19 protein-coding genes are annotated in these 20,961 nt (G+C 69.2%); 4 read left to right on the top strand and 15 right to left on the bottom strand.

The window, feature by feature from the left end; genetic code table 11:
* The first annotated feature begins 37 nt into the window (after positions 1-37).
* Positions 38-217, top strand: coding sequence for a hypothetical protein (locus VHS75_RS03740; protein ID WP_329637262.1), 180 nt, complete (start codon positions 38-40; stop codon positions 215-217).
* 4 nt (positions 218-221) lie between these two features.
* Positions 222-677 (top strand): hypothetical protein, encoded by a 456-nt coding sequence (locus tag VHS75_RS03735; protein ID WP_329637261.1) that lies wholly within the window; start codon positions 222-224, stop codon positions 675-677.
* Between the two features lie 171 nt (positions 678-848).
* On the opposite strand, the gene VHS75_RS03730 is transcribed toward VHS75_RS03735, so the two are convergent.
* From VHS75_RS03730 to VHS75_RS03695, 8 genes are all read right to left on the bottom strand, one after another.
* Positions 849-2,228, bottom strand: a complete 1,380-nt coding sequence (locus tag VHS75_RS03730) for an NAD(P)/FAD-dependent oxidoreductase (RefSeq protein ID WP_329637260.1) — start codon at positions 2,226-2,228, stop codon at positions 849-851.
* Positions 2,215-3,189 (bottom strand): 3-hydroxyacyl-CoA dehydrogenase NAD-binding domain-containing protein, encoded by a 975-nt coding sequence (locus VHS75_RS03725; protein ID WP_329637259.1) that lies wholly within the window; start codon positions 3,187-3,189, stop codon positions 2,215-2,217. Before VHS75_RS03725 ends, VHS75_RS03730 begins: the two co-directional genes overlap by 14 nt.
* Positions 3,190-3,233: 44 nt before the next feature.
* On the bottom strand, positions 3,234-4,001 hold the full coding sequence (locus VHS75_RS03720; protein WP_329637258.1) for an enoyl-CoA hydratase: 768 nt from the start codon (positions 3,999-4,001) through the stop codon (positions 3,234-3,236).
* Positions 4,002-4,003: 2 nt separating this feature from the next.
* Entirely contained in the window at positions 4,004-4,939 is a 936-nt protein-coding gene (locus VHS75_RS03715; protein ID WP_329637257.1) for a hypothetical protein, read from the bottom strand.
* Between the two features lie 14 nt (positions 4,940-4,953).
* Entirely contained in the window at positions 4,954-6,183 is a 1,230-nt protein-coding gene (locus VHS75_RS03710) for a CoA transferase (protein ID WP_329637256.1), read from the bottom strand.
* A gap of 50 nt (positions 6,184-6,233) precedes the next feature.
* Positions 6,234-7,037, bottom strand: coding sequence for an enoyl-CoA hydratase-related protein (locus VHS75_RS03705; protein WP_329637255.1), 804 nt, complete (start codon positions 7,035-7,037; stop codon positions 6,234-6,236).
* Between the two features lie 50 nt (positions 7,038-7,087).
* Positions 7,088-8,293, bottom strand: a complete 1,206-nt coding sequence (locus VHS75_RS03700) for an acyl-CoA dehydrogenase family protein (protein WP_329637254.1) — start codon at positions 8,291-8,293, stop codon at positions 7,088-7,090.
* A 375-nt stretch (positions 8,294-8,668) separates the two neighbouring features.
* Positions 8,669-10,309: a long-chain-fatty-acid--CoA ligase gene (locus VHS75_RS03695; protein WP_329637253.1), complete on the bottom strand. Its 1,641-nt coding sequence runs from the start codon at positions 10,307-10,309 to the stop codon at positions 8,669-8,671.
* Positions 10,310-10,702: 393 nt separating this feature from the next.
* Between VHS75_RS03695 and VHS75_RS03690 the strand changes: the two genes are divergently transcribed.
* Positions 10,703-11,359: a YoaK family protein gene (locus tag VHS75_RS03690; protein WP_329637252.1), complete on the top strand. Its 657-nt coding sequence runs from the start codon at positions 10,703-10,705 to the stop codon at positions 11,357-11,359.
* 173 nt (positions 11,360-11,532) lie between these two features.
* Positions 11,533-12,435 (top strand): AraC family transcriptional regulator, encoded by a 903-nt coding sequence (locus VHS75_RS03685; protein ID WP_329637337.1) that lies wholly within the window; start codon positions 11,533-11,535, stop codon positions 12,433-12,435.
* 52 nt (positions 12,436-12,487) lie between these two features.
* Here VHS75_RS03685 and VHS75_RS03680 read toward each other — a convergent pair whose 3' ends face one another.
* The 7 genes from VHS75_RS03680 to VHS75_RS03650 all read right to left on the bottom strand — a co-directional run.
* Complete coding sequence (locus VHS75_RS03680; RefSeq protein ID WP_329637251.1) at positions 12,488-14,014, bottom strand: TolC family protein; 1,527 nt, start codon at positions 14,012-14,014, stop codon at positions 12,488-12,490.
* Positions 14,001-15,959, bottom strand: coding sequence for an FUSC family protein (locus VHS75_RS03675; RefSeq protein ID WP_329637250.1), 1,959 nt, complete (start codon positions 15,957-15,959; stop codon positions 14,001-14,003). Before VHS75_RS03675 ends, VHS75_RS03680 begins: the two co-directional genes overlap by 14 nt.
* Complete coding sequence (gene mdtN / locus VHS75_RS03670) at positions 15,940-16,989, bottom strand: multidrug transporter subunit MdtN (protein ID WP_329637336.1); 1,050 nt, start codon at positions 16,987-16,989, stop codon at positions 15,940-15,942. Before mdtN ends, VHS75_RS03675 begins: the two co-directional genes overlap by 20 nt.
* Before the next feature lie 5 nt (positions 16,990-16,994).
* Complete coding sequence (locus tag VHS75_RS03665; protein WP_329637249.1) at positions 16,995-17,372, bottom strand: YtcA family lipoprotein; 378 nt, start codon at positions 17,370-17,372, stop codon at positions 16,995-16,997.
* A 379-nt stretch (positions 17,373-17,751) separates the two neighbouring features.
* Positions 17,752-19,182, bottom strand: a complete 1,431-nt coding sequence (locus VHS75_RS03660) for an efflux transporter outer membrane subunit (RefSeq protein WP_329637248.1) — start codon at positions 19,180-19,182, stop codon at positions 17,752-17,754.
* On the bottom strand, positions 19,169-20,359 hold the full coding sequence (locus VHS75_RS03655) for an efflux RND transporter periplasmic adaptor subunit (RefSeq protein ID WP_329637247.1): 1,191 nt from the start codon (positions 20,357-20,359) through the stop codon (positions 19,169-19,171). Before VHS75_RS03655 ends, VHS75_RS03660 begins: the two co-directional genes overlap by 14 nt.
* Positions 20,352-20,961 (bottom strand): efflux RND transporter permease subunit (locus tag VHS75_RS03650; RefSeq protein WP_329637246.1); only part of this gene is annotated, 610 nt, incomplete at its 5' end. The genes VHS75_RS03650 and VHS75_RS03655, both read right to left, overlap by 8 nt.

Below are 20,961 nucleotides of genomic sequence, written 5' to 3'. Positions count from 1 at the left end.
GGTCAACAGGAATCCCCGCGCTGGTCGGGAGCGAGCCATGAGCCCTGAAGACCGAACCGGCGCGCTCCTGGTCTTCACCGTCTGCGTGGCGGCGCTTATGTTTGTGCTCTGGATCGAGTGGCTGTCCTCGCAGAACCGGGGACTCTTCACGCCGGCGTCCACCTCCTTTTTCGCCGCGGACACCGCCGTCGCGGCGGAGCGCGCGCCGGCGCCATGATCATATGAACGGTATCGAACCGTCGCTCGTCACGGGCGCCGCGGCGGTGGCGGGCACCCTGCTCGGCGGCCTCACGTCCTTCGCGACGACCTATTTCACCGTCCGGCGGCAAGGTCACGACGAACGCGTCCTCAGGGATTTGGAGCGGCGCGAAGAACTCTACGCAAAGTTCAACGAGTTGGGCTCGGACCTCACCTTGGATGCGATCGAGCATCCCCTGGACGACCCGAGGAAGCTCATCGGGATCGCCGCCCTGGCCGGCCGCATCCGGCTGACGGGCTCGGCCGACGTGCTGCACGCCGCCGAGGCGGTGATCGACCACCTCATCGAGACCTACCAACGGCCGCCCGCGGACCTGGGGGCCGTGGTGCGGGCCGGGCCGCATGAGATCATGGCGCCGTTGACGACCTTCACCCAGGCGTGCCGGGCCGAGCGCGAGCGGATGCTGCGCAAGCTCTGAGACGCCCCGCGGTAGCTTCGCCAGCCGCCGCCGAGCGCCTTCACCAGCACCACATCCAGGACGAACCGTCGGCCGTCCAGCGCTGCCATCACGCGTCAGTTGGCGAGCATCCTGTCCTCGGCGACCAGAACGGCCTGGTCGTCGGCGCCGCCGCGCGATTGCGCCGCTCCGTTAGGCTTTGCGACCGCTCAGGGCTGCGTTCGGCCGCCGGCCTTGACCGACAGCCAGGCTGTCGGGGCGCACGACAGGTTGGGCGGCCCGCTGCTGCGGCGTCGCGGGCTCAGCAATCAGCCGCGACCCGCGCTGGCCGGTGAAATAGCTCCACAGCCACTGGACGTTCACGCGCAGCTGGTTCTGCAGGCGCGGCAGGGTCGCGATATGCACCAACGCCCAAACCAGCCAGGTCAGCCGGCCGCTCGTCTTCGCCGCCGACGACTCCAGGATCGCGAAATCCTTGCCAACAACCGCCATGGTTCCCTTGTTGAAATAGTGGAACGCGGGCTTCGCCGCGTGGCCGCCAACGCGGCTGGCGATCACGCCGCCGACGTAGGCGCCTTGCTGCAGCGCCGCCTGGGCGACGCCGGGGACCGGTTTGCCGTCCTGGGACAGGCTCGCCGTGTCGCCGGCCACGAAGATGCCCGAACCGGCCTCTGTCTCGAGGAGCGGCCCCACCTGGGCGCGGCCGGCGCGGTCCGTCGGCGCGCCCGTCTGGGCCGCCAGGGGGGAGGCCGCGACCCCGGCGGTCCAAAGCACCGTGGCCGCGGGGACGCGCGCGCCCGCCACGACGACGCCGTCGGCGTCCACGGCCTGCGCGACCGCACCCGTGCGGACACTGACGCCCAACCGCTCCAACTGACGGCGCGCCGCGGCGGAAAGCTTCGGATCGAAGGTCGGCAGGATGCGATCGCCGCCCTCCAGCAGGATCACCTTCGTCTGGTCCGGGTGCAGCCGCCGGAAATCCCGTTTCAGCGTCACTTTGGCCATCTGGGCGATGCTCGCGGCGAGTTCGACGCCGGTGGGCCCGCCGCCGACCAGGACGAAGGTCGTCAGTCGCCCGCGCTCGACGGCGTCGTCGCTCAGTTCCGCGAGTTCGAAGGCGCTGAGGATCTTGCTGCGGATCGCCTCGGCGTCCCCCAGCGTCTTCAACGCCGGTGCGTACGCGGCGAACTCGTCGTGGCCGAAGTAGCTCGGCCGGACGCCGGTCGCCACCACCAGGTAATCAAAGCCGATCTTGACGGTGCGGTTGTCGGGCAGCGCGGCCGTAAGCGTGCGCGTCGTCGCACTGACGGCAGTGACCTCAGCCAGCTGCACCGTCAGGTTCGGCTGCGTCGCCGCCAGCGCCCGGATCGGCGTCGCCACATCACTGGGGGCCAGGACCGCCGTGGCGACCTGATAGAGCAGCGGCTGGAAGATGTGGTGGTTGCGCCGGTCGAGCAGCAGGACGTCGACGTCGGCGTGCTTCAGCGCCTTCGCCGCCGCGACGCCGGCGAACCCGGCCCCGACAATGACGACCTGGGGACGGCTGCCGGCCGGGCGGTCACGCGGCGTCACGGCTCGCGCTCCCGTAGGCCTCGCCGACGGTCCGCCGAACCTTGAGAAGCCCCATCAGCGCCGCATCCCGCTCCGCCGACAGGTCCTCCAGCGACCGGCCGTGGGCCTCCGCCAGAACCCCGGCGGTGATCTTGGCCCGCATGTCGGGAGTGATCTCCGGATTGCCGAGCACCTTCCACCAGGCCGTGATCGGCCCCGTGAACTGGTCGAACCAATGGTCGATGCCGCCGGGGCCGCCGCCGAGGTGATAGAGCAGGGTCGGGCCCATCACGCCCCAGCGCAGACCCGGCCCGTACGACACCGCGGCGTCCACGTCGGCCACGCTGATGACGTCCTCATTGACCAGATAGAAGATCTCCCGGATCAGAGCCGCCGCCAGCCGATTGGCGACGTGGCCGGGGACTTCCTTGTTCAGCCGGACGGTCCGTTTGCCCAGCCCATCGTAGAAGGCGGCGGCCCGGTCGATCGTCTCCTTGGAAGTCGCCGCCCCGCCCACCAGCTCGACCAGCGGGATCAGGTGGGGCGGATTGAACGGGTGGCCGATGACGCACCGCTCAGGATGCTGTGGGCAGGCCTTCTGAATCTCGCTCATCGTCAGGCCGGAGGAAGACGAGGCGATGATCACGTGCGCTGGCAGCAGCCTGTCGAGCTTGCCGTAGAGCTCCTGCTTGAAGGCGATGCGCTCGGGGCCGTTCTCCTGGACCAGATCGGCCTTGGCGACGGCGCCTTCGAGGTCGGCGTCGAACGACAGCCGGTCGCGCGAAGCGCCGGGCGCAAGGCCGAGCTCCACCATGGCGGGCCAGGCCTTGTCGACGAAGTCGCGGAGCGCCGCCTCGGCGTTCGGCGCCACGTCGGTCGCGACGACATCGAGGCCCTTGGCCAGGAAAAGCGTGGTCCAGCTCGCGCCGATGACTCCGGTTCCGATGATGGCGACGCGGCGAATGGGGTTGTGATCAGACATGTGAGGCCTCTCTTTTCTGGGGATTGCGGCGCGGTCGGCGCGCGCTAGGCGAACTGGGTGAAGTCGGGGGCTCGCTTCTCGGAGAAGGCCCGGAACGCTTCGGCGGCTTCCGGCGATCGAAGCCGCTCGACGAAGTGTCGGGTTTCGTCCCCGACTTGCGCGGCCAGTTGCCCGGCGTAAGGGCTCTTCAAGAGCGTCTTGATCAGGTGAAGCGCGGCCGCGGGTTTGGCCGACAGCAGCCCCGCAGAAAATTGCGCGGCGCTTAGTGCGGCAGGGCCGTCCGGACAGACCTCGGTCACCAGTCCGTACTGCAGCGCCTTTGCCGCCGAGAACGGCTCTCCGAGCATCAGCAGTTCAGCCGCGCGGAGGTAGCCGATCTGCATCGGAAGCAGCAGGCTGGAGCCGGCTTCGGGTAGCAGGGCCAGGTTCACGAACGGCAGCTGAAAGCGCGTGTCCTTCGCGGCGTACACGAAGTCGCAGTGCAGCAGCATGGTCGTGCCGATGCCTACCGCGGCGCCGGACACCGCCGCGACGATCGGCTTTTCCGCATGGCTGATCGCGGTGATGAACCGGCCCACCGGCGAGTCCTCCCCGACCGGCGGCGCATGCACAAAATCTTGCAGGTCGTTGCCGCTCGTGAAGTCGTCCGCATGGCCATGGATCAAGACGACCCGCACCTTCGGATCGCGACCCGCGTCTTCCAGAGCCGACGTCATCTGCTCGTACATGCCGAGCGTCAGCGCGTTCTTCTTCTCCGGTCGATTGATCTGCAGCCGCAGGACCGAGTCTTCCAACGTGGTGAGGATCTGCATGGTCAGGCCCCCCTGGCGGGGAGTTCGGCGTAGGCGATGCCGGTGAGGTTGCCCTGGGCGAAGAGGATCGGGTGGCCGTCCGCCCCATCGAGCCTGGCGACGTAGACCGAGCCCCCGAGATCGGTGAAGAACATCCTCTCGCCCGGCACATCGAGCGCTAGGCCGATCCCCTCCATGAGATGCGTGAATACGATCTCCGGCCGGACCTTTCCGGCGGGGACGTCCAACGACGCCCGGTTGACGGTGTTGCCCTCCGGCGGGTCGCCCCGGTCGGTCCAGTAGAGCATGCGCTTGCCGTGATCGATCTCCAGGTCGATCGGCTCCGGCAGACGATCGATCCAGACTTCGATGTCGGAGCGGTTCGACGCCGTCTGGCCGGCGGGGATCTCGATCCCGGCGCGGAAGATGCGGCCGACGCCGGCGTTGTCGGAGCCCTTCTGGGTCCAGTAGATGTGGCCGGCCTGCCGATCGACGGCGATGCCGACGCACCACTTCGTCTGGTCGCCGACGTCGGCCGCGGGGTCGCCTGAGACCACCAGGGTCTCCACCGCCGAGCCGTCGAGATTGCAGCGCATCACGCGCATGCCCTCACGGTCGGACCAGTAGAGCTTGCCCGTCTCCTTCTCGATGTGGAGTTGCTTGGGCGTATGGGTGACGCCTTGCGGGGCGACGAAGACACGGTTGCTGCCATCCAGGTCGGCGCGCTCGATCGTGCCGTCGTCCGCATTGGGAACGCCCATGTTTGTCCAGTAGACGCGTCCTGCGTCGGCATCGACCGCCACCCCATCGGGGATGTGGCAATGCGAGGCGATCACCTGCTGGTCCTTGCCGTCCGGCGTCATCGAAAGGACGGTCCCGGCGCTGACGTTGAGGAGGAAGAGCCGCGGGGTCGTGGCGGCGCGGGCGGCGGTGGCCGCGGCGGGTTGGGATCGGGTCATGTCTCGGTTTCCTCTTAGGCGGCGGCGCTGCGGCGGCGGCCAGCGATCACCTGGCGCTCGGCGAAGGCCGCGATCTGCGCGGCGTCGAAGCCGATCTCGCGCAGGATCTCCTCGTTGTGCTCACCGAGCTCAGGTGCGCGGTGGGCGGGCTGCTTGGCGACGCCATGCACCTCGATCGGGCTGCTCACCGTCGAGGTGAGCTTGCCGCCGGCGCCCTCCAGCGGCACGACGATGTTGTTGGCGGTGAGCTGAGGGTCAAGGATCACATCGGCCGGATCGCTGACCACGCCGAAGGGGACGGTGGCGGCGTCGAAGGCCTTCGCCCAGTGGGCGAACGGCTTGCCCGCGAAGACGTCGTCGAGGATGGCCGCCAGCTCTACGACGTGGGCGTTTTGCTTGGCCGGATCGGCGAAGCGAGGATCGGTCGCCAACTCCGGTCGGCCGATCGCCGTCGTCAATGCCGCCCACTTGTCCGGTGTCATGACGATCAGGAACCACTTGTCGTCGCTGGCGCGATAGACGTTGAAGGTGGCGCTCGCCGGCTTCCGCCGATCGTGCTGCGGGTAGAAGGTCCCGCCGGCCAAGGCGGCCTGCACCATCACCCCGGCGGCCCAGACGCCCGACGCCAGCAGCGATGTGGAGACGTAGGAGCCCTGCCCCGTCCGCTCGCGGCGGTAGAGCCCGGTGACGATGGCCGAGAAGATCACCACGGCCGTGGCGTGGTCGCCGCTGCCGGACACCGGCAGGGTCGGCGACGCGCCGGCGTCGCGGGTCAGCGACAGGAGCCCGCTGCGTCCCCAGTAGGCGGTGATGTCGAAGCCGGGCAGGTGGGCGTCCGGGCCCGCCTCGCCGAAGCCGGTGACGTCGGCGTAGATCAGCCGCGGATTCCACGCCTTCACGTCGTCGTACTCGAGCTCCAGCTTCTTGCGCGCCGGGTGCGGGGTGTTGACGATCAGGACGTCGGCCCACTCGACCAGCTTGCGCAGGACCGACTTGGCCTCGGGCGACTTGAGGTCCAAGGCCAGGCCGCGCTTGTTGCGGTTGTTCAGGTGCCAGGGATAGTTGTCGTCGGCGGCGGGCTCGGGCGGAACCTTGTAGCCGATCCGCCAGGTGTCGCCGTGGGGCGGCTCGACCTTCACGACGTCGGCGCCGAAATCGCCCAGCATCACCGCCGCCGCGGGGCCGGCGATGAAGCTCGCCAAGTCGACGACCTTGAGGCCCGAAAAGATGTTGTCACCGGACATGGAATGCTCCGTTCACGTACTGGATGAGGGGATAGGTCATGGCTGGCGGGTCAGCGGCCCTGGAAGCTTGCCGGCCGCTTGGCGAGGAAGGCCGCCGTGCCCTCGGTCTTGTCGTCGGTGGCGGCGCAAAGGCCGAACAGGGACGCCTCGAGCAGCAGGCCCTGGGCCTGGCTCGTCTGCAGGCCGGCGTTCACGGCCTCGAGCGAATGGCGCACGGCGATCGGCGCGTTGGCGAAGATCAACCGCAGGATAGCCTCCGCCCGCGGGATCAGGTCGGCCGCGGCGACCACCTCATTGACCAGGCCGACGCGCCAAGCCTCCCGCGCATCGATCATCTCGCCGGTCAGGATCAGCTGTAGCGCCCTGCCCTTGCCGATCAGCCTCGGCAGCCGCTGAGTGCCGCCGCCGCCGGGCGGCAGCCCCAGCTTGACCTCCGGCTGGCCGAACCGGGCGGTGTCAACGGCGAGGCGCAGCGTGCAGGCCATCGCGGTCTCGCAGCCGCCGCCCAGCGCGAAGCCGTTCACGGCCGCGATGACCGGCTTGCCGAGCGTCTCGATCAGGTCGAGCACGATCTGGCCCCTGCGGCTGGCCTGTTCTGCTTCGATGGCGGAGACCTGGGACAACTCGCCGATATCGGCGCCGGCGATGAACGCCTTGTCGCCGGCCCCCGTCAGGATCACCCCAAGGATCGAGGGATCGGCCTGGGCGTCGGTGAACGCGGCATGGAGGTCCATCCACGTCGGCGTGTTGAGGGCGTTGAGCACCTTCGGACGGTTGAGCGTCACATAGGCGGTGCGATCGCGTTTCTCGTAGAGCAGGTTCTCGAACGTGGGGATGGACACAGGCGCGTTCACGCGACCCTCCTGAATGGCAATTTCGAGGTGTGGTCTTGAGGCTTGGCGGGTCAGACGAAGGCGCTGATGCCGGTGATCGCCTTGCCGACGATCAGGTTCTGCATCTGGAAGGTGCCCTCGTAGGAGTAGAGGGCCTCCGCGTCGGCGAAGAAGCGGGCGACGTTGTAGTCAACGACAATGCCGTTGGCGCCGCAGACTTCCCGCGCCCAGCCCACCGTCTCGCGCATCTTCGCCGTGGTGAACGCCTTCGACAACGAGGCGTGGTAGTCGCGGAGCTTGCCCTCGTCGTCCATCTGCGCGAGCCGCAGCATCATGGTCTGGCACGCCGTGACATTGGCCAGCATCTTGGCCAGCAGGTCCTGGATCATCTGGAAGGACGCGATGGGCTTGCCGAACTGCTGGCGCTCCTTGGTGTAGGCCAGCGCATGTTCGAAGGCGCCCATCTGGCAGCCCGTCGACATCCAGCCGACCGCATAGCGAGTCATCTTCAACACCTTGGCGGTGTCGCGGAACGAGTTCGCCGACTGCAGGCGGTTGGCCTCGGGGATGCGGCAGTCCTTCATCGTGATCAGGCCGTTCTGCACGACCTTCAGCGCGATCTTGTGCTCGATCTTCTCAACGCTGAAGCCAGGCGTGGTCTTGTTCTCGACGATGAAGCCCTTGACCTGATTGTCGGCCAGATCGCGCGCCCAGATGATCGACACGTCGCACCAGGGCGCGTTGCCGATCCACTTCTTCTGGCCGTTGAGGATCCAGGTGTCGCCGTCGCGCTTGGCGGTCGTCGTCAGGCCGCCGCCGGTCCCGGAGCCCACCAGGGGCTCGGTCAGGCCGAAGCAGCCGATTTTCTCCATCCGCGCCATCGGCGGCAGCCAAGTCTGCTTCTGCGCCTCGGAGCCGTCGATGTAGATCGAGCCCATGGACAGGCCGTCATGCACCCCGAAGAAGGTGGCCATCGAGGGGTCCGTGCGCGCCAGCTCCATGAGGACGAAGCCGAACAGCTGCTGGCTGCCGCCCCGGCAGCCGTAGCCCTCCAGGCCCAGGCCGCCGATGCCAAGCTCGCGGAAGCCCGGAAGCAGCTCGAAGGGGAACGCGTCGTCCGCCCAATACTTGTTAATGACCGGCGCGACCTTGGTTTCCATGAACGCCCGGACGGCCTTCAGCGTGGCGAGTTCGTCGGGCGCCAGCGTCTCGGTGATCTCATAGAAGTCGCTCATCGGGACCGCATCGGACTTCGGCGGTTGCGAAACGTCGTTCATGGTTGGGTTCCTCTGCAGGGCGCCGTCTCAGCCCGATCGGCCGGCCAAAGATCGTGCCAAAGCGCCCTCGAGTTCTTGCTTGAACGGAGCGGCAGTTGGCTGAACCGGCCGGACAGACGCGTCGCCTCTTCGGCCACGCTTGTTCCCTCGGTGACGCGGTTTTCGACAGGCGCGTCGACCTCCATCCCCGCGGTGGCCGGCGACGCGCTAGGCGGTGGGATGAGGTGAGCCGGTCTCGCCAACCGGCGGGTTGGATCCATGACTTCGGCGGTGGCGCCAGATCCCTGCGGGCTGCAGGATGTCGCATGCGCGATGGCCCGCCCAGGACCGCGGGTCCGGGCGTTGCGGCCCTTGCGGGCGAGGCGGCGATCGCCCTCAGGCGTTTGCGCGCGGACTATCCAGGGCAGTGGACGCGTAGAGTTCGCGCAGCCGCTTCTTGTCGACCTTGCCCGTGGGGCCGAGCGCGATCTCGTCGACGAACCGCACCTCATTGGGGATCCACCAGCGGGCGATCCGGCCGTCGAGGACGCCCAGGATCTCTTCGCGCGTGGCGTGTTCGCCGGCGTGCAGCTTGACGATGAGCAAGGGGCGCTCCGCCCACTTCGGGTCGGGCACGCCGATCACCGCCGCGAGCGCGACCTTGGGGTGCTCACTGACCAGGTCCTCGATGGCGATCGAGCTGATCCACTCGCCGCCTGACTTGATCAGGTCCTTCGCGCGGTCGGTGATCTGCATGAAGCCCAGCGGATCGATCGTCGCCACGTCCTCGGTGTCGAGGAAGCCGTCGGCATCGAGGAGGCTCTCCTGCTCACGTGCGAAGTATGCGCGCGCGATGTAAGGGCCCCGCACCTTGAGGCGTCCGAAGGCCAGGCCGTCGTGCGGCAACGCGGCCCCGGCGTCGTCAGTCAGCTTCATCTCGACCCCGAACGGGACGCGGCCTTGCTTCGACAGCTCGCGCCGGCGCGCCTCGGGCGGCAGAGCCTCCACCTCCGGGGTCGTCGCGCCGAGGGTTCCCAAGGGGGAGGTCTCGGTCATTCCCCAGGCAAGGCTTACCGCGACGCCAAGTTCGTCCTCGAAGGCGCGGATCAGGGCGTCCGACGCCGCCGCGCCGCCGATCAGCGCGCGCTTCAGGTGGGGGAGCCGGGCGCCGGTAGCCCGCAGGTGATCGAGCAACATCTCCCAGACCGTCGGCACCGCCGCCGCGAAGGTCACGCCCTCGGTCTCGATCAGTTCACGGACCGACCCCCCGTCCAGCTTCGGGCCCGGCATCACCAGCTTAGCGCCCACCGCCGGGGCGGAGAGCGCCAGACCCCAGGCGTTGGCGTGGAACATCGGCACCATCGGCAGGACGACGTCCCGCGCGGACAGGCCCATGACATCGCTCTGCAGGGTGACGAGGCTGTGCAGCACATTCGAGCGGTGCGAATAGAGCACCCCCTTCGGGTCTCCCGTGGTGCCCGAGGTGTAGCAGAGCCCCGCGGCCGTGTTCTCGTCGAACCCACCCCAGATGGCGTCGACCGGGTGCTGCTCGACCAGCTCTTCGAAGCAGAGCAGGCCAGCATCGGCGCCATCGGCCATGTGCGCGCGGTCGGTCATGACCACGATGTGCTCGACGCTCGGCAGCTCGGCGCGCAGAGCCATCAGGGTCGGCAGGAGGTCCACGTCCGTGAAGATGATCCGGTCCTGAGCATGGTTGATGATGTAGCGGAGCTGGTCCCGGAACAGACGCGGATTGACGGTGTGGCAAACCACGCCCATGCCCATGATCGCGTACCAGGCCTCCATGTGCCGCGCCGTGTTCCAGGCGAGGGTCGCGACCCGATCGCCCGGCGCGATCCCCAGCGCCAGCAGCGCGTTGGTCAGCCTCCGGGCCCGCGCCTCGATAGCCGTATAGGTCGTGCGGACGATCGGCCCCTCGACCGAGCGCGTGACAATCTCGCGGCCGCCGTGCCAGGTCTTCGCATGCGTCAGCAGGCGGTCGACGGTCAGCGGCCAGGTCTGCATCAGTCCGAGCATGGGAGAGGTCTTTCCTTGGCGGAGCGCCGCTGAGCGGATCGGCCAGCCGAGGATCGTTCGCGGGCGCCCCGCGGGTCTTGCTCGAACGACGCGGCAGTTGCCCGAACCGGTCAGCCAGGCGCCGCGGAGCCGACCGCGGCAATCGGCGCAGGGCCAGACAAAACACGCCCGGCACGTGACAGCCGCGCTACGAGCGCCCGGCTAACCTTTGGGCAATCCCAACCTGCACCGGACGTGCGAGCTGGCGTTTCATCCACCAGACGGGCCCGGCAAAGACGCTCGGCATGTTCGGCCTCGAAGCCAACTTCCGCTTCTGATCGGGAGACCGCCATCACCGTCCCGCCTGCCCCAACCGCCGCGGCCCTGCCCGCCCCGCCGCTGCCCGCACTGCTATTGCTCCTGTCGGTCACCACGGGACTGGTGGACGCCGTCAGCGTGCTAGGCCTGGGCAAGGTGTTCACCGCGAACATGACCGGCAACATCGTGTTCCTGGGCTTCGCCGTGGCCGGCGCGCCGGGTTTCGACGCCGGTCATTGCTTCCTCGCGATCACAGCCTTCCTCGTAGGCGCCGCGCTCGGCGGGCGCGTCGGCAAGGCGCACGTCGGCCGCAGCCTGCGCCGCTGGCTGCTCACCTCCGCCCTGATCGAAACGGTGCTGCTCTGGCTCGGGGCTGCCTTCGCGGTCGGCCTGAACAGGGCCTCGGCCCCGTCGGAGCCAGACGTCTACGCCGTCATCGCCCTCACGGCCCTGGCCATGGGCTACCGCAACGCCACGATCCGCCAGCTCAAGGTCCCAGACCTCACCACCACGGTGCTGACGCTCACGCTCACAGGCCTCGCCGCCGATTCCGGCCTGGCTGGCGGCGGGAGCCCCAACCGGGCGCGCCGGCTGGGCGCCGTGGCCGCGATCTTCGCCGGCGCGGCGCTGGGCGCGTTGCTGATCATCCACGCCGGCCTGGCGATCCCGCTGGCCCTGTGCGGCGGGCTGGTGCTGGCGGGCACCTTCGCCTGCGTCGCGCACCCGGCCGCCGCGATGCCGGCCCATGGTTGAAGCCCAACTTCGGCGATTTGCACGGCCGCGCTTTGTCACCTGGGGCGCACGCTTTGTACGTTTCGCGCATCAATCGATGCGCAAAAACGCCAATATCGAACGCCGGTCTTCGACATTTCCCTACGGAAGCTTATAGTTTCGGGCCTCGAAGACGGAGATCCAACGTGTCTGAGATGGGAGCCCTGAGTGAGCGGCTCGTCTCGCTCCTGGGCCTGCAGCGGCGGCCCGCCCAGCTGACTGGCGCCCTCGGCAAGACGGGAGTGATGGTTGCGAAGATCCGTGAGGACAGTCCGCAACTCGAGATGACCCACGAGGTCCCGGAAGACGACGCCTACATCGTCGGCCTCATCCCGCGCGACTATCCCGACTTCTGCTTCTGGCAGGACGGCCGGGCCGCGCCCGCGGTTTCGAACCGGGGCGGCGATACGATCTTCTACGACCTTCGGCGCAACCCGCGTTTCCTCAAGAACGCCCCCATGGGGGCGGTCGCATTCTATTTCCCGCGCTCAGCCTTCGACGAGATCGCCGACGACGCGAGCGCCTATCGGATCGAGGAGCTCCGGGCGCCCAACGGACAGGGGCTGGACGACCCCGTCATTCGCCACCTCGCCTGCACCCTCGTCGGCGGATTCGACCGTCCCCAAGAGGTGAGCCATATCTTCTTCGAGCACGTCAGCTTCGCCGTCTGCGCCCATGTCGCCCAGGCCTATGGCGGACTGCGGCCGAACTCCATGGGGCGCCGTGGCGGCCTGGCGGCCTGGCAGGAGCGCCGCGCGAAGGAGATCCTGGCCGCCAACCTGGACGGCGCGGTGGGGTTGACCGAACTCGCGCGAGAGTGCCGGCTTTCCGTCAGTCACTTCTCCCGCGCGTTCCGCAAGTCGATGGGCGTCGCGCCGCACCGCTGGCTGATGAACCGGCGGGTGGAGCTCGCCAAGGACCTCTTGCGAGACCGCGAGGCCTCGCTCTCGCAGGTCGCCCTGCGCTGCGGCTTCGCCGACCAGAGTCATTTCACCCGGGTGTTCAGCCGGCGGGCGGGCGTCAGTCCGGGCGCTTGGCGACGCGGCGCGGCCGCCTGACGAGGATTGCGCGGAATTTGGCGTATGAGCGCTGACGCCGCGGGGCTTCAGCTCACTCCGGCGGTGCAGTTCCCAAGGCGCCGGCCGTAAAGGCCATGCCGGCCGCCGCGGACAGGGCGTTGCTGTAGGTGTCCGTGGCGGTGTTGCGCGCGTCCAGCAGTTTGCTCTCGGCGACGGTCACGTCGGTGATAGCGCCCACCCCATGTTTGTAGGCCGCCAGCGCTGAATCGAAACTGGTCTGCGAGGCCGCGACCAGCGCCGCGGCGGCGTGATAGGCGGCCACGCTGGTCTTCAGCTCGGTTCCGGCGGAGACCACCTGGCGTGCGGCCTCGTTGCGGACCTGGCTGAGCTGCTGGTCCGCCCGGTCGGCGTCGATGCGGGCCCGCTTCAGGTTCGCAGCTCGAAGGCCGCCATCGAACAGCGGCACGGTGACACCCAGCAGCACCGTCCCGCCCAGCCTATCTCCCGACAGGTTGAGGACGGCGCCTTCACTTCCGAACCCCGGCAGGACGGGTGCGCGCAAATTATCGGTCGTGTAGCCGCCGGACGCCGAGAGGAAGACCTTCGGCATGAACTCAGCCTTGGCCGCTTGTATCTTGGCCAAGCTCGCCTTGCGTGCGGCATAGGCGGCGAGCACGTCCGGCCGCCGGGAGAGCGCGGCGGACACCAGCTCGTCGATCGGCCCGTCCGCCTCAGCCGACAGCTCGCGATGCGGGATGTCCGCGACGGTCAGCCTGGTCGTAGGGGGCACGCCCATGGCATTGATCAGCGCCTGGCGCGCGGCCGCGGCCGCCCCGTCCGCGCGGATCCTCGCATAGTCCGCCTGAGCCGCGGCCTGGCGCGCCTGGGCGGCTTCGACCACGGTGCCCTCCCCGTGGGCGTACCGCGCGTCGGCGGCCGCCTGAACCGCCTGAGCGTCGATCAACGTCTGCTTGGCGGTCGCCTGCCGCGCCCGAGCCGCTGCGTCCGCATAGAACGCCAGGCTCACCCGGTAGATCAGGTTCTGGTGCGCGGCGGTGAAGCCGATGTTCGAAATCACGCTCCCCTGCTTGGCGGCGTCCAGCATTGCGTCGCGGCCGCCAAAATCAAACAGCAGCCATTTGAGCGAGACCGCCGAGATCGATGCCGCCCCGCTTGACGTCCCAGACCCCTGGGCCCCGGCCAGGGACCTCTCCTGGTGACCGCCCTGGGCGCCGCCAATCAGGGAGGCCGTCAGCTCCGGCAGAAACGCGCTACGGGCGACGCCAGTCGCGAGTGCGGCGTCGCGGGCCTCGTCCCAGGCGATCCGGGTCTGCGGGTCGTGGCTCTCGGCGAGGTCGATCAACTCGTCCAGCGTATAGGCATGGCCAGCCTGGAGGGTCGGCGGCGGTTCGACCTTCGCCATCGCCGGATTGGGCGGCAGGACGTAGCCCGCGGAGGGTGGAGCCGGCGAGGCTGGCGCGGCGATGATCTCGCCCGCCCGCACAGGCGCATTCCAGGGACGATCGGGACGATCGGGAGCGAGGTCCAGATCGCGGGTGGCGCAACCGGCCAGGAACAGGGCGAAGAGACACGCACCGAGGCGCTCAAACGCTCGCATGGCTAGCGCCTCCAGGCTGACCGGCCAGGGTCGTTTCCAGGCGGTGCATGTTCTGCTCAATCACTTCGCTCGTGCTGCGAGCCGGCGCTCGTTCCACCGCGGCCGCCGGAGCCGCATTCGCCGCCCTGCCCTCCAGGCCCGCAGCCAAACTCTCGAGACGCTTCGAAAGCTGCGGCGCCATGCGGACCTCGCCCGCCACCAAAAGCGCGCTCTGCAGCCTGGCGGCATACTCGACGGCGACGCGGCGCGCCTGCCGCCAGGCCTCGTCGGCCCGGATCGACCCGGGCTCGTAGCGGGCCAGGCCGAGGTCCGTCTGTATCGCCTCCAGGCCGGCGTAAACCGCCGTCGCTTCTTCCGGGCGCGAGCCGTGCGGCGGAGCGCGCGCAGCCGCGCCGAGGGCCCGCAGCGTTCCGGCCAGGGCGCTGTCGACTCTCCGCGCGATGCTGATCGGCCACAGCCGGGTAGAGACCAGGTAGATGGCGACATTGCCGATCGCGATCCCGATCAGGCGGTCGCGGATGGTCTTCATATCGAAGTCAGGCGCCGGCCCTTGCAACGTGCAGAGGAAGAAGGCGAAGGCCATCTGGAAGCCGACGTAGGAGATGCGCGGCGAGCCTGCGGCCACATAGCCGGCGCCCAGCGTGCCCAGGCAGATGACGATCATCAAGCCTCCGACGGACACCACGTGCGGCATCACGAACAGTAGGGCGAACAGACCGGCCGTCGCGCCAACCACCGCTCCGGCGAGGCGCATCGCGAGCTTCTCGACGGACTCGGCCGCCGTGCCCAGACCAACGAAGTAGCAGGTCAGGAAGCACGTATGGATCCCGGGCCAGTCCAGCAGCGAGTAGAGCAGATAGCAGGATACGGCCGCGACGGTGATCTTGCCGGCGTATTGCATGTGGACGGGATTGCTGAAGGCGTCCGCTGCGAAGAAACCGCCCCGCGCCTTGGGGGTTGGCTCCGCCACGACGGGGGCAGGATCGGTGAAGGCGACAATCGCCCGCCGCGCCGCCGCCACCGCTTCTCGACCGAGCGCAGGGCCGTCCGCCCAATCCGGCAGGACAAGGGTGACCTCGGTCGGATAGCCGCCGTCGGCGAGGATCTGAGCCATTTCATCGAGGATGTCGGCCAGGTCGCCGCGGATGGCGGCGGGGGCGGGTCCGCAGGACGCCAGCAGGTCGACCGTCGCGAGGATTTCCAAGGTGGACGACACCGCCTGGTTGAGCCGGATCAGATCCGCGGACCGCACGCCCAGTTCGGCCTTGGCCAGCTTCAGCCAGTGGCGGATCTCGGCGCCGCCGTCGCCGAGGCTGCGCGCCAACTCGGCCCTGAGCGCGGGGCTCGGCGTCCGCAGCAGCTCTGCGCAGTGGCGCAGCCGGCGGGCCAGCTCCGAGGTCGCCATCCGGCGGGGATGGCGCCCCAGGAAGACATTGTAGGCGATCGAGACCGACGCCGGCATGGCCACGAACAGGAAGGTATAGAGGATGGCCCGCGTCGCCTCCTCGCCCGCTTGGGCCAGGCCGAGCTTGTCGAGACCGAAGGCGAGGATCATGCCGATGTTCGCGGCCAGCGGCTTCAGCTTGCTGGCTGACGCCAGGAACAGCAGGACAAAGGAAAGCACCGCGATCGCGCCAACGCGCCAGGCCGCGTGATCGAGCACGAGCATCGCCGTGGCCAAGACGATCCCTAGAACGATCGCCACGACCAGGGTGAGAACCAGTTCCAGCAGCAGGCTCGTGGCCCGGTCCCTGGCGTTGAGGAAGAAGGCGAGGTAGGCCGCCAGCGCCGGGTCGGGGGTGCGATAGATCGCGCTGGCCGCGGCCGTGATCGTGCAGATCACTGCGAGCTTCGCCGCGAAGGCGAATCTGCCCGGGGTCGGCGCCAGCTGCTCGCCGAGCCACGGGCCGAAGCCGCGGGCGGAGTCAGCGGCAGGCCGGGCCATGCTTGATCTCCACGACGGCGCTGGCCCCCAGGCGGACAAGCTCGGACGGCGGGGCGCGCAGGCGCACCCTGACGGGAAACCGCTGGGCGACCCGAACCCAGTCGAGCGAGCGCTGCACATAGGGAACGGAGCGCGGCAGGTTGATGCGATCCTGGTCGAGCACGCCCCAGCCGACGCCCTGGACCACGCCGGCGATCGGGCGCCGGCGATCGAGCATCGAATAGACCGTCACGCAGTCCCCGGGATGGACAGGCTTCAGGTCCGTCTCGCGGAAATTGGCCACCGCGAACCAGTCGTCCGCGTCGACGAGGGTGAACAGCGCCTGGCCCGGAGCCACCATCTCACCGGACGCGGCCGTCAGGCCTACCACCAAGCCGTCGTGAGTGGCGCGGACGCTGGTGTCCTGCAGATGCCGCTCCGCCAGATTGAGCGCCGCGCGGCGCGCCTCGATCTCCGCCAGGGCCGCCTGATCGGTATCCACAGCGGTCACCGCCGCGGCGTGCTGCTGCCGGGCCTGGCGCAACCGGGTTTCCGCGTCGCGCGCCTCTGTTTCGGCCTGGTCAAGTTGCTGCCGAGGGACATAGCCCTCCGCGGCGAGCGGCCGGAGACGCTCCACCGTCCGGTCCGCCAGCGCCAGATTTGTCGCCGCGTTCCGCGCCTCGTCGCTCGTAATGAGGGTGTTGGAGCGCTGTGTGGACACCAGCCGACGCCGGGTGCCGAGCTGCGCCTCTACCGCCGCCAGATCGGCCCTGGCCTGAGCGACGGCGTATTCGTAGGGCACGGGATCGATCTGGAACAGGAGGTCGCCCCGTCGGACCCGGCCGTTCTCGACCACCCCGATGTTGACAATACGTCCACCGACGGTCGCCGCGACGTGGACGGTGTCGGCGTCGATCGAGGCGTCGTCCGAGGACGGGCGCGCTTCGCCCGTGGAAAAAGCATAGAGACTCAAGCCCGCCGCGGCGACGACCAGGGCCAGTGTAACAAGCCTTGCGATGGGGACGACGCGCTTGAGGCCTGCAGCCTTCACTGCCTTCAACCTCGGTAAAAGACCAGCCACGCCGCGACTCCGGCGATGGCGCCGACGGCGATGCAGATCACCAGGGGATAGGCGGCGGTCTCCGCCAGCCGCGTCGCGGAAAGGACGATCCTTGCCGCGAGGCCCACCGCGACACCGATCAGCGAACACAGGATCCAGGCCGGGAAATAGGAGCCTGCGAGGCTCAGCGAGGGGGCGCCCGCACCGCAGCCACCGAGGCCCAGGAGACTGAACAGGGTCAGCGGTCCGGCGGCGGCGCGTGGGCAAGAGGAGGGACGCCGCGCGTGGACGCGGCGCGGGGGCGGTCGCAAGAGGTCCGGACCGGGGCGCCGGTCCCTGGGTCGGGCGTGAGATGACGAGGCATCGACGGACATCAGGTCCCCTCCGCATTCCGCGCCCCTCGCGCGATCCGCAACCTAGGCGTCGCCGTCATCGCGGGATTGGAGAAATCAGCTGCCGATTTCACGCTACTGACCTATCGGCGACTGTTGGCCGCGGATGACCCGCAAGCCTTCGCGCTTGCCGCCTGCGGGGCGGCCTGACTTCCCAGCGCGCGAAAATCGGATCACGCCGCCGACCGACGATGTCGCGAAGACCTGGCGCGGGTTCTGTTTAAGCGGCGCGGCCGGAGGTCCCTAGGGTCACGGAACCTTGGAGGCGGCCCCGGCGCCAAGTGGCTGCGTCGCTCCAAGGCGGCGGAGGGCGCCGGCCTTTGTTTTTTTCGGCGAGGGAGCCGGGCCTCGGCGGAGGCGCTTAGCTGGCCGGGGCCACCGGCGCGATCGTCGGGTTCCAGCCGCCGCCAAGCGCGCGAACCAGGTCGACGCTGGCCAGCAGGCGGCGGGTCTCGATGCTGAGTTCCGTCCGCTGCGCATCGAGATCCACGGTCTGGGCGGTGACCACGTCGAGGTAGGTGACGGCGCCCATCCGGTATTGGACCAGCGCCAGCGCTTCGGTCTGCTGGGCGGCCTGGACGGCGGCCGCTTGCTGGCGCGACTCGCCGGCCAGTCGGTTGCAGAGCGCGAGATTGTCCTCGACCTGCTGGAAGGCCGTCAGCACCGTAGACTTGTAGGTCGCGCTGGCCTCGTCGAACTGATCGCGGCTGGCGCGTACGACCGCCTTGCGCCGGCCGCCGTCGAACAGGGCCATCGCGATGGAGGGGCCCAGGGTCCACCAGCTGTTGGCGGCGCTCAGCAGGTTGCCGGCGCCCGCCGTCTGGAAGCCGCCGGTCGCATCGAGCGTCAGGGTCGGGTAAAGGGCCGCGCGCGCGACGCCGATCTGGGCGTTGGCCGCCGCCGCCCGCCGCTCGGCGGCCGCGATATCGGGCCGCCGCTGAAGGAGGTCGGACGGCGCGGACACCGGCGTTCGCGGCGTGGGCGGCAACTTGGCGTCCGGCGCGATCGAGAACACCGAGGCCGGCTCGCCCACGAGCGCCGCGATCGCGTGCTCATAGAGGGCGCGCTGGGCGCCGACGTCGGTCCGCAGGGCCTGGGTGGACTGCAGTTGGGTTTTGGCCCGGCCGACATCGAGGCCTGCCACGGCGCCGCCGGTGTGCAGGACCTGAGTCAGATCCAGCGCCTTCGCATAGGCGCCCGTGGCCTGGTCCAGCAGCGCGGCCTGGGCGTCCAATCCCCGCAGGTTCAGGTAGGCGTCGGCCACCTGCGCCTCCAGACTGAGCCGCACCGAGGCGACGTCGGCGGCGCTCGCCTGGGCATTGGCCTTGCCCGCGGCGACCATGTTCCGCACGCGGCCCCAGAGATCGAACTCGTAGGAGATCGTCGCGCCGACAGTGTCGTCCTGGTAGTAGGACGGCCCTCCCACGCGAAGGGGCCGGTTCGCCGACTGCCGGTTGGCGGTCGCGCTGCCGCCCACATCCAGTTCGGGCACGAGCGAGGCGCGCGCCTGGGCCAGGCTGGCCCGCGCTTCGTCATATCGCGCCAAAGCCAGGGCGAGGTCGGGGTTGCCGGTCTCGATCTTCTGCTCAAGCCCGGTCAGCGTCTCGTCGCCGTAGACCGTCCACCAGGGACCACGGGGCGCTGCGTCCGCGGGGCTTGCCGGCGTCCAAGGACCCATCTCCTTGTAGGCCGGCGGCACGGTCACCTGCGGCGGCGCATAGGGCGGCGCGAGGGAGCAGCCCGTGAGCGCCAGGGCCGTCGCCGCCAGCCCGAAGAGCTTAACCCGCGGCATGTGCGCTTCCTCCGTTCGGGGCGCCTGCGGGCGCGATGCGCACCAGATCGCCGGGGCGCAGGGAGTCCGGCGGACTGTCGATCACCCGATCGTCCGGCGTCAGGTTCGCCGCGACCTCGACCGTGGCCCCGAGGTCCTGCACGATCGTCACCGGCTTCATGGCGACGCGGCTCGCGGGACCGACGACCGCCACCGACATGCCGCTGTCGCGGAACATCAGGGCGGTGGCCGGAACCCGCAGGGCGCTGCGGCTGGCCGGCAGGCTGAAGCGGACCTGAGCGTAGCCGCCGGGTTTCAGCGTCCTGTCGGCGTTGTCGATCTGCAATTGGACCAGCAAGGTCCCGCTCTGCGACGTGATGGCGTCTGCGCTGGCGGCGAGCTTGGCCGTGAAGGTGCGGCCCGGATATTCCGGCACGGTGAAGGTGGCGGTCATGCCCGGCTGGATGGCCGCCGAATAGGTCTCGGGCGCCCTCACATAGATCCGCAGCTTGCTCTCGTCGGCGACGGTGAACAGTGGCATCGCCGTCGGCCCGCCGACGCTGATCAGGTCGCCGATATCGGTGGAGCGAGTCGTGACGACGCCGTCGAACGGTGCGGTGATGCGCTTGAACGATTCCAGCGCCTCCAGCCGCGCGACGTTGGCGCGGGACGACGCCACCAAGGCGTTCTTCGCGGCCAGGTCCCCGTTTTTGGTGTCGGCGTCCTGTTGTGACACCGCGTCCTGCGAAAGCAGACCGGCCCAGCGGTGGGCGGTGGTGTCGGACAGGTGCTGGTTCGCGATAGCCGTCTGCAGGTCGGCCTTCGCCTGGACGAGCTGCTGGTCGAGGTCGGGCGTGTCGATATCGGCCAGCACCTGGCCCGCCTTCACGCGCGTCCCGATGTCGACGTACCAGCGCTTGAGGTAGCCCGAGACGCGCGCATAGCTCGGTGCGGTGTTGAAAGCCTGCACGTCGCCCGGCAGGACCAGAGTTTGGGAGCCGGTCGGGTCGGCCAGGCTGATCACGCTGACCGTCGGGATCGCCTGGGCGTTGGTCCAGGTCGCCACCGCTTGATTGGCGCTGACGCGGCTGACGATGCCAAGGGCGACGACGCAGACCGCGAGTCCGGCCACGGAGCCGCCGGCGATCTTCAGACGCCGAGGTGAGATCGGCCGGCGGTTATCGGGCTGGTCAGGCATAGGACTCTCCTGTCTGGAGCGCCGGATTGTCCTCGGCGCTGGAGGGTTGGGCGGCCTTCCGGCCATGAACGATGCTGAACACCACCGGCACGAACATCAGGGTGGCTATGGTCGCGAAGATCAGCCCGCCGATCACCGCGCGGCCCAGCGGCGCGTTCTGCTCGCCGCCCTCGCCCAGGCCCAGCGCCATGGGCGCCATGCCGATGATCATGGCCAGCGCGGTCATCAGCACGGGCCGGAAGCGGGTGAAGCCGGCCTCGGTGGCGGCGCGCAAGGCGTCGCCGGTGGCGTTCAGCCGCTCGCGGGCGAAGCTGACCACCAGGATGGAGTTGGCGGTCGCCACGCCCATGCACATGATCGCCCCGGTCAGCGCCGGCACCGACAGGGTCGTGCCCGTGGCGAACAGCATCCAGACGATCCCGGCCAGGGCGGCCGGCAGGGCGGTGATGATCACGAACGGGTCGAGCCAGGACTGGAAGTTCACGACGATCAGCAGGTAGATCAGCACGATCGCCGCCGCGAGGCCGAAGAACAGGCCCGAGAAGGCGTCGTTCATGGTCACCATCTGGCCGCGCAGGGTGACCGTCGCGCCCTTCGGCCGG

Origin of the sequence: Phenylobacterium sp., from assembly GCF_036264965.1 — a bacterium.
GTDB lineage: Bacteria > Pseudomonadota > Alphaproteobacteria > Caulobacterales > Caulobacteraceae > Phenylobacterium.
Note: the sequence above shows the minus strand (reverse complement) of the source record. Positions and strands in the feature narration are given on the sequence as shown.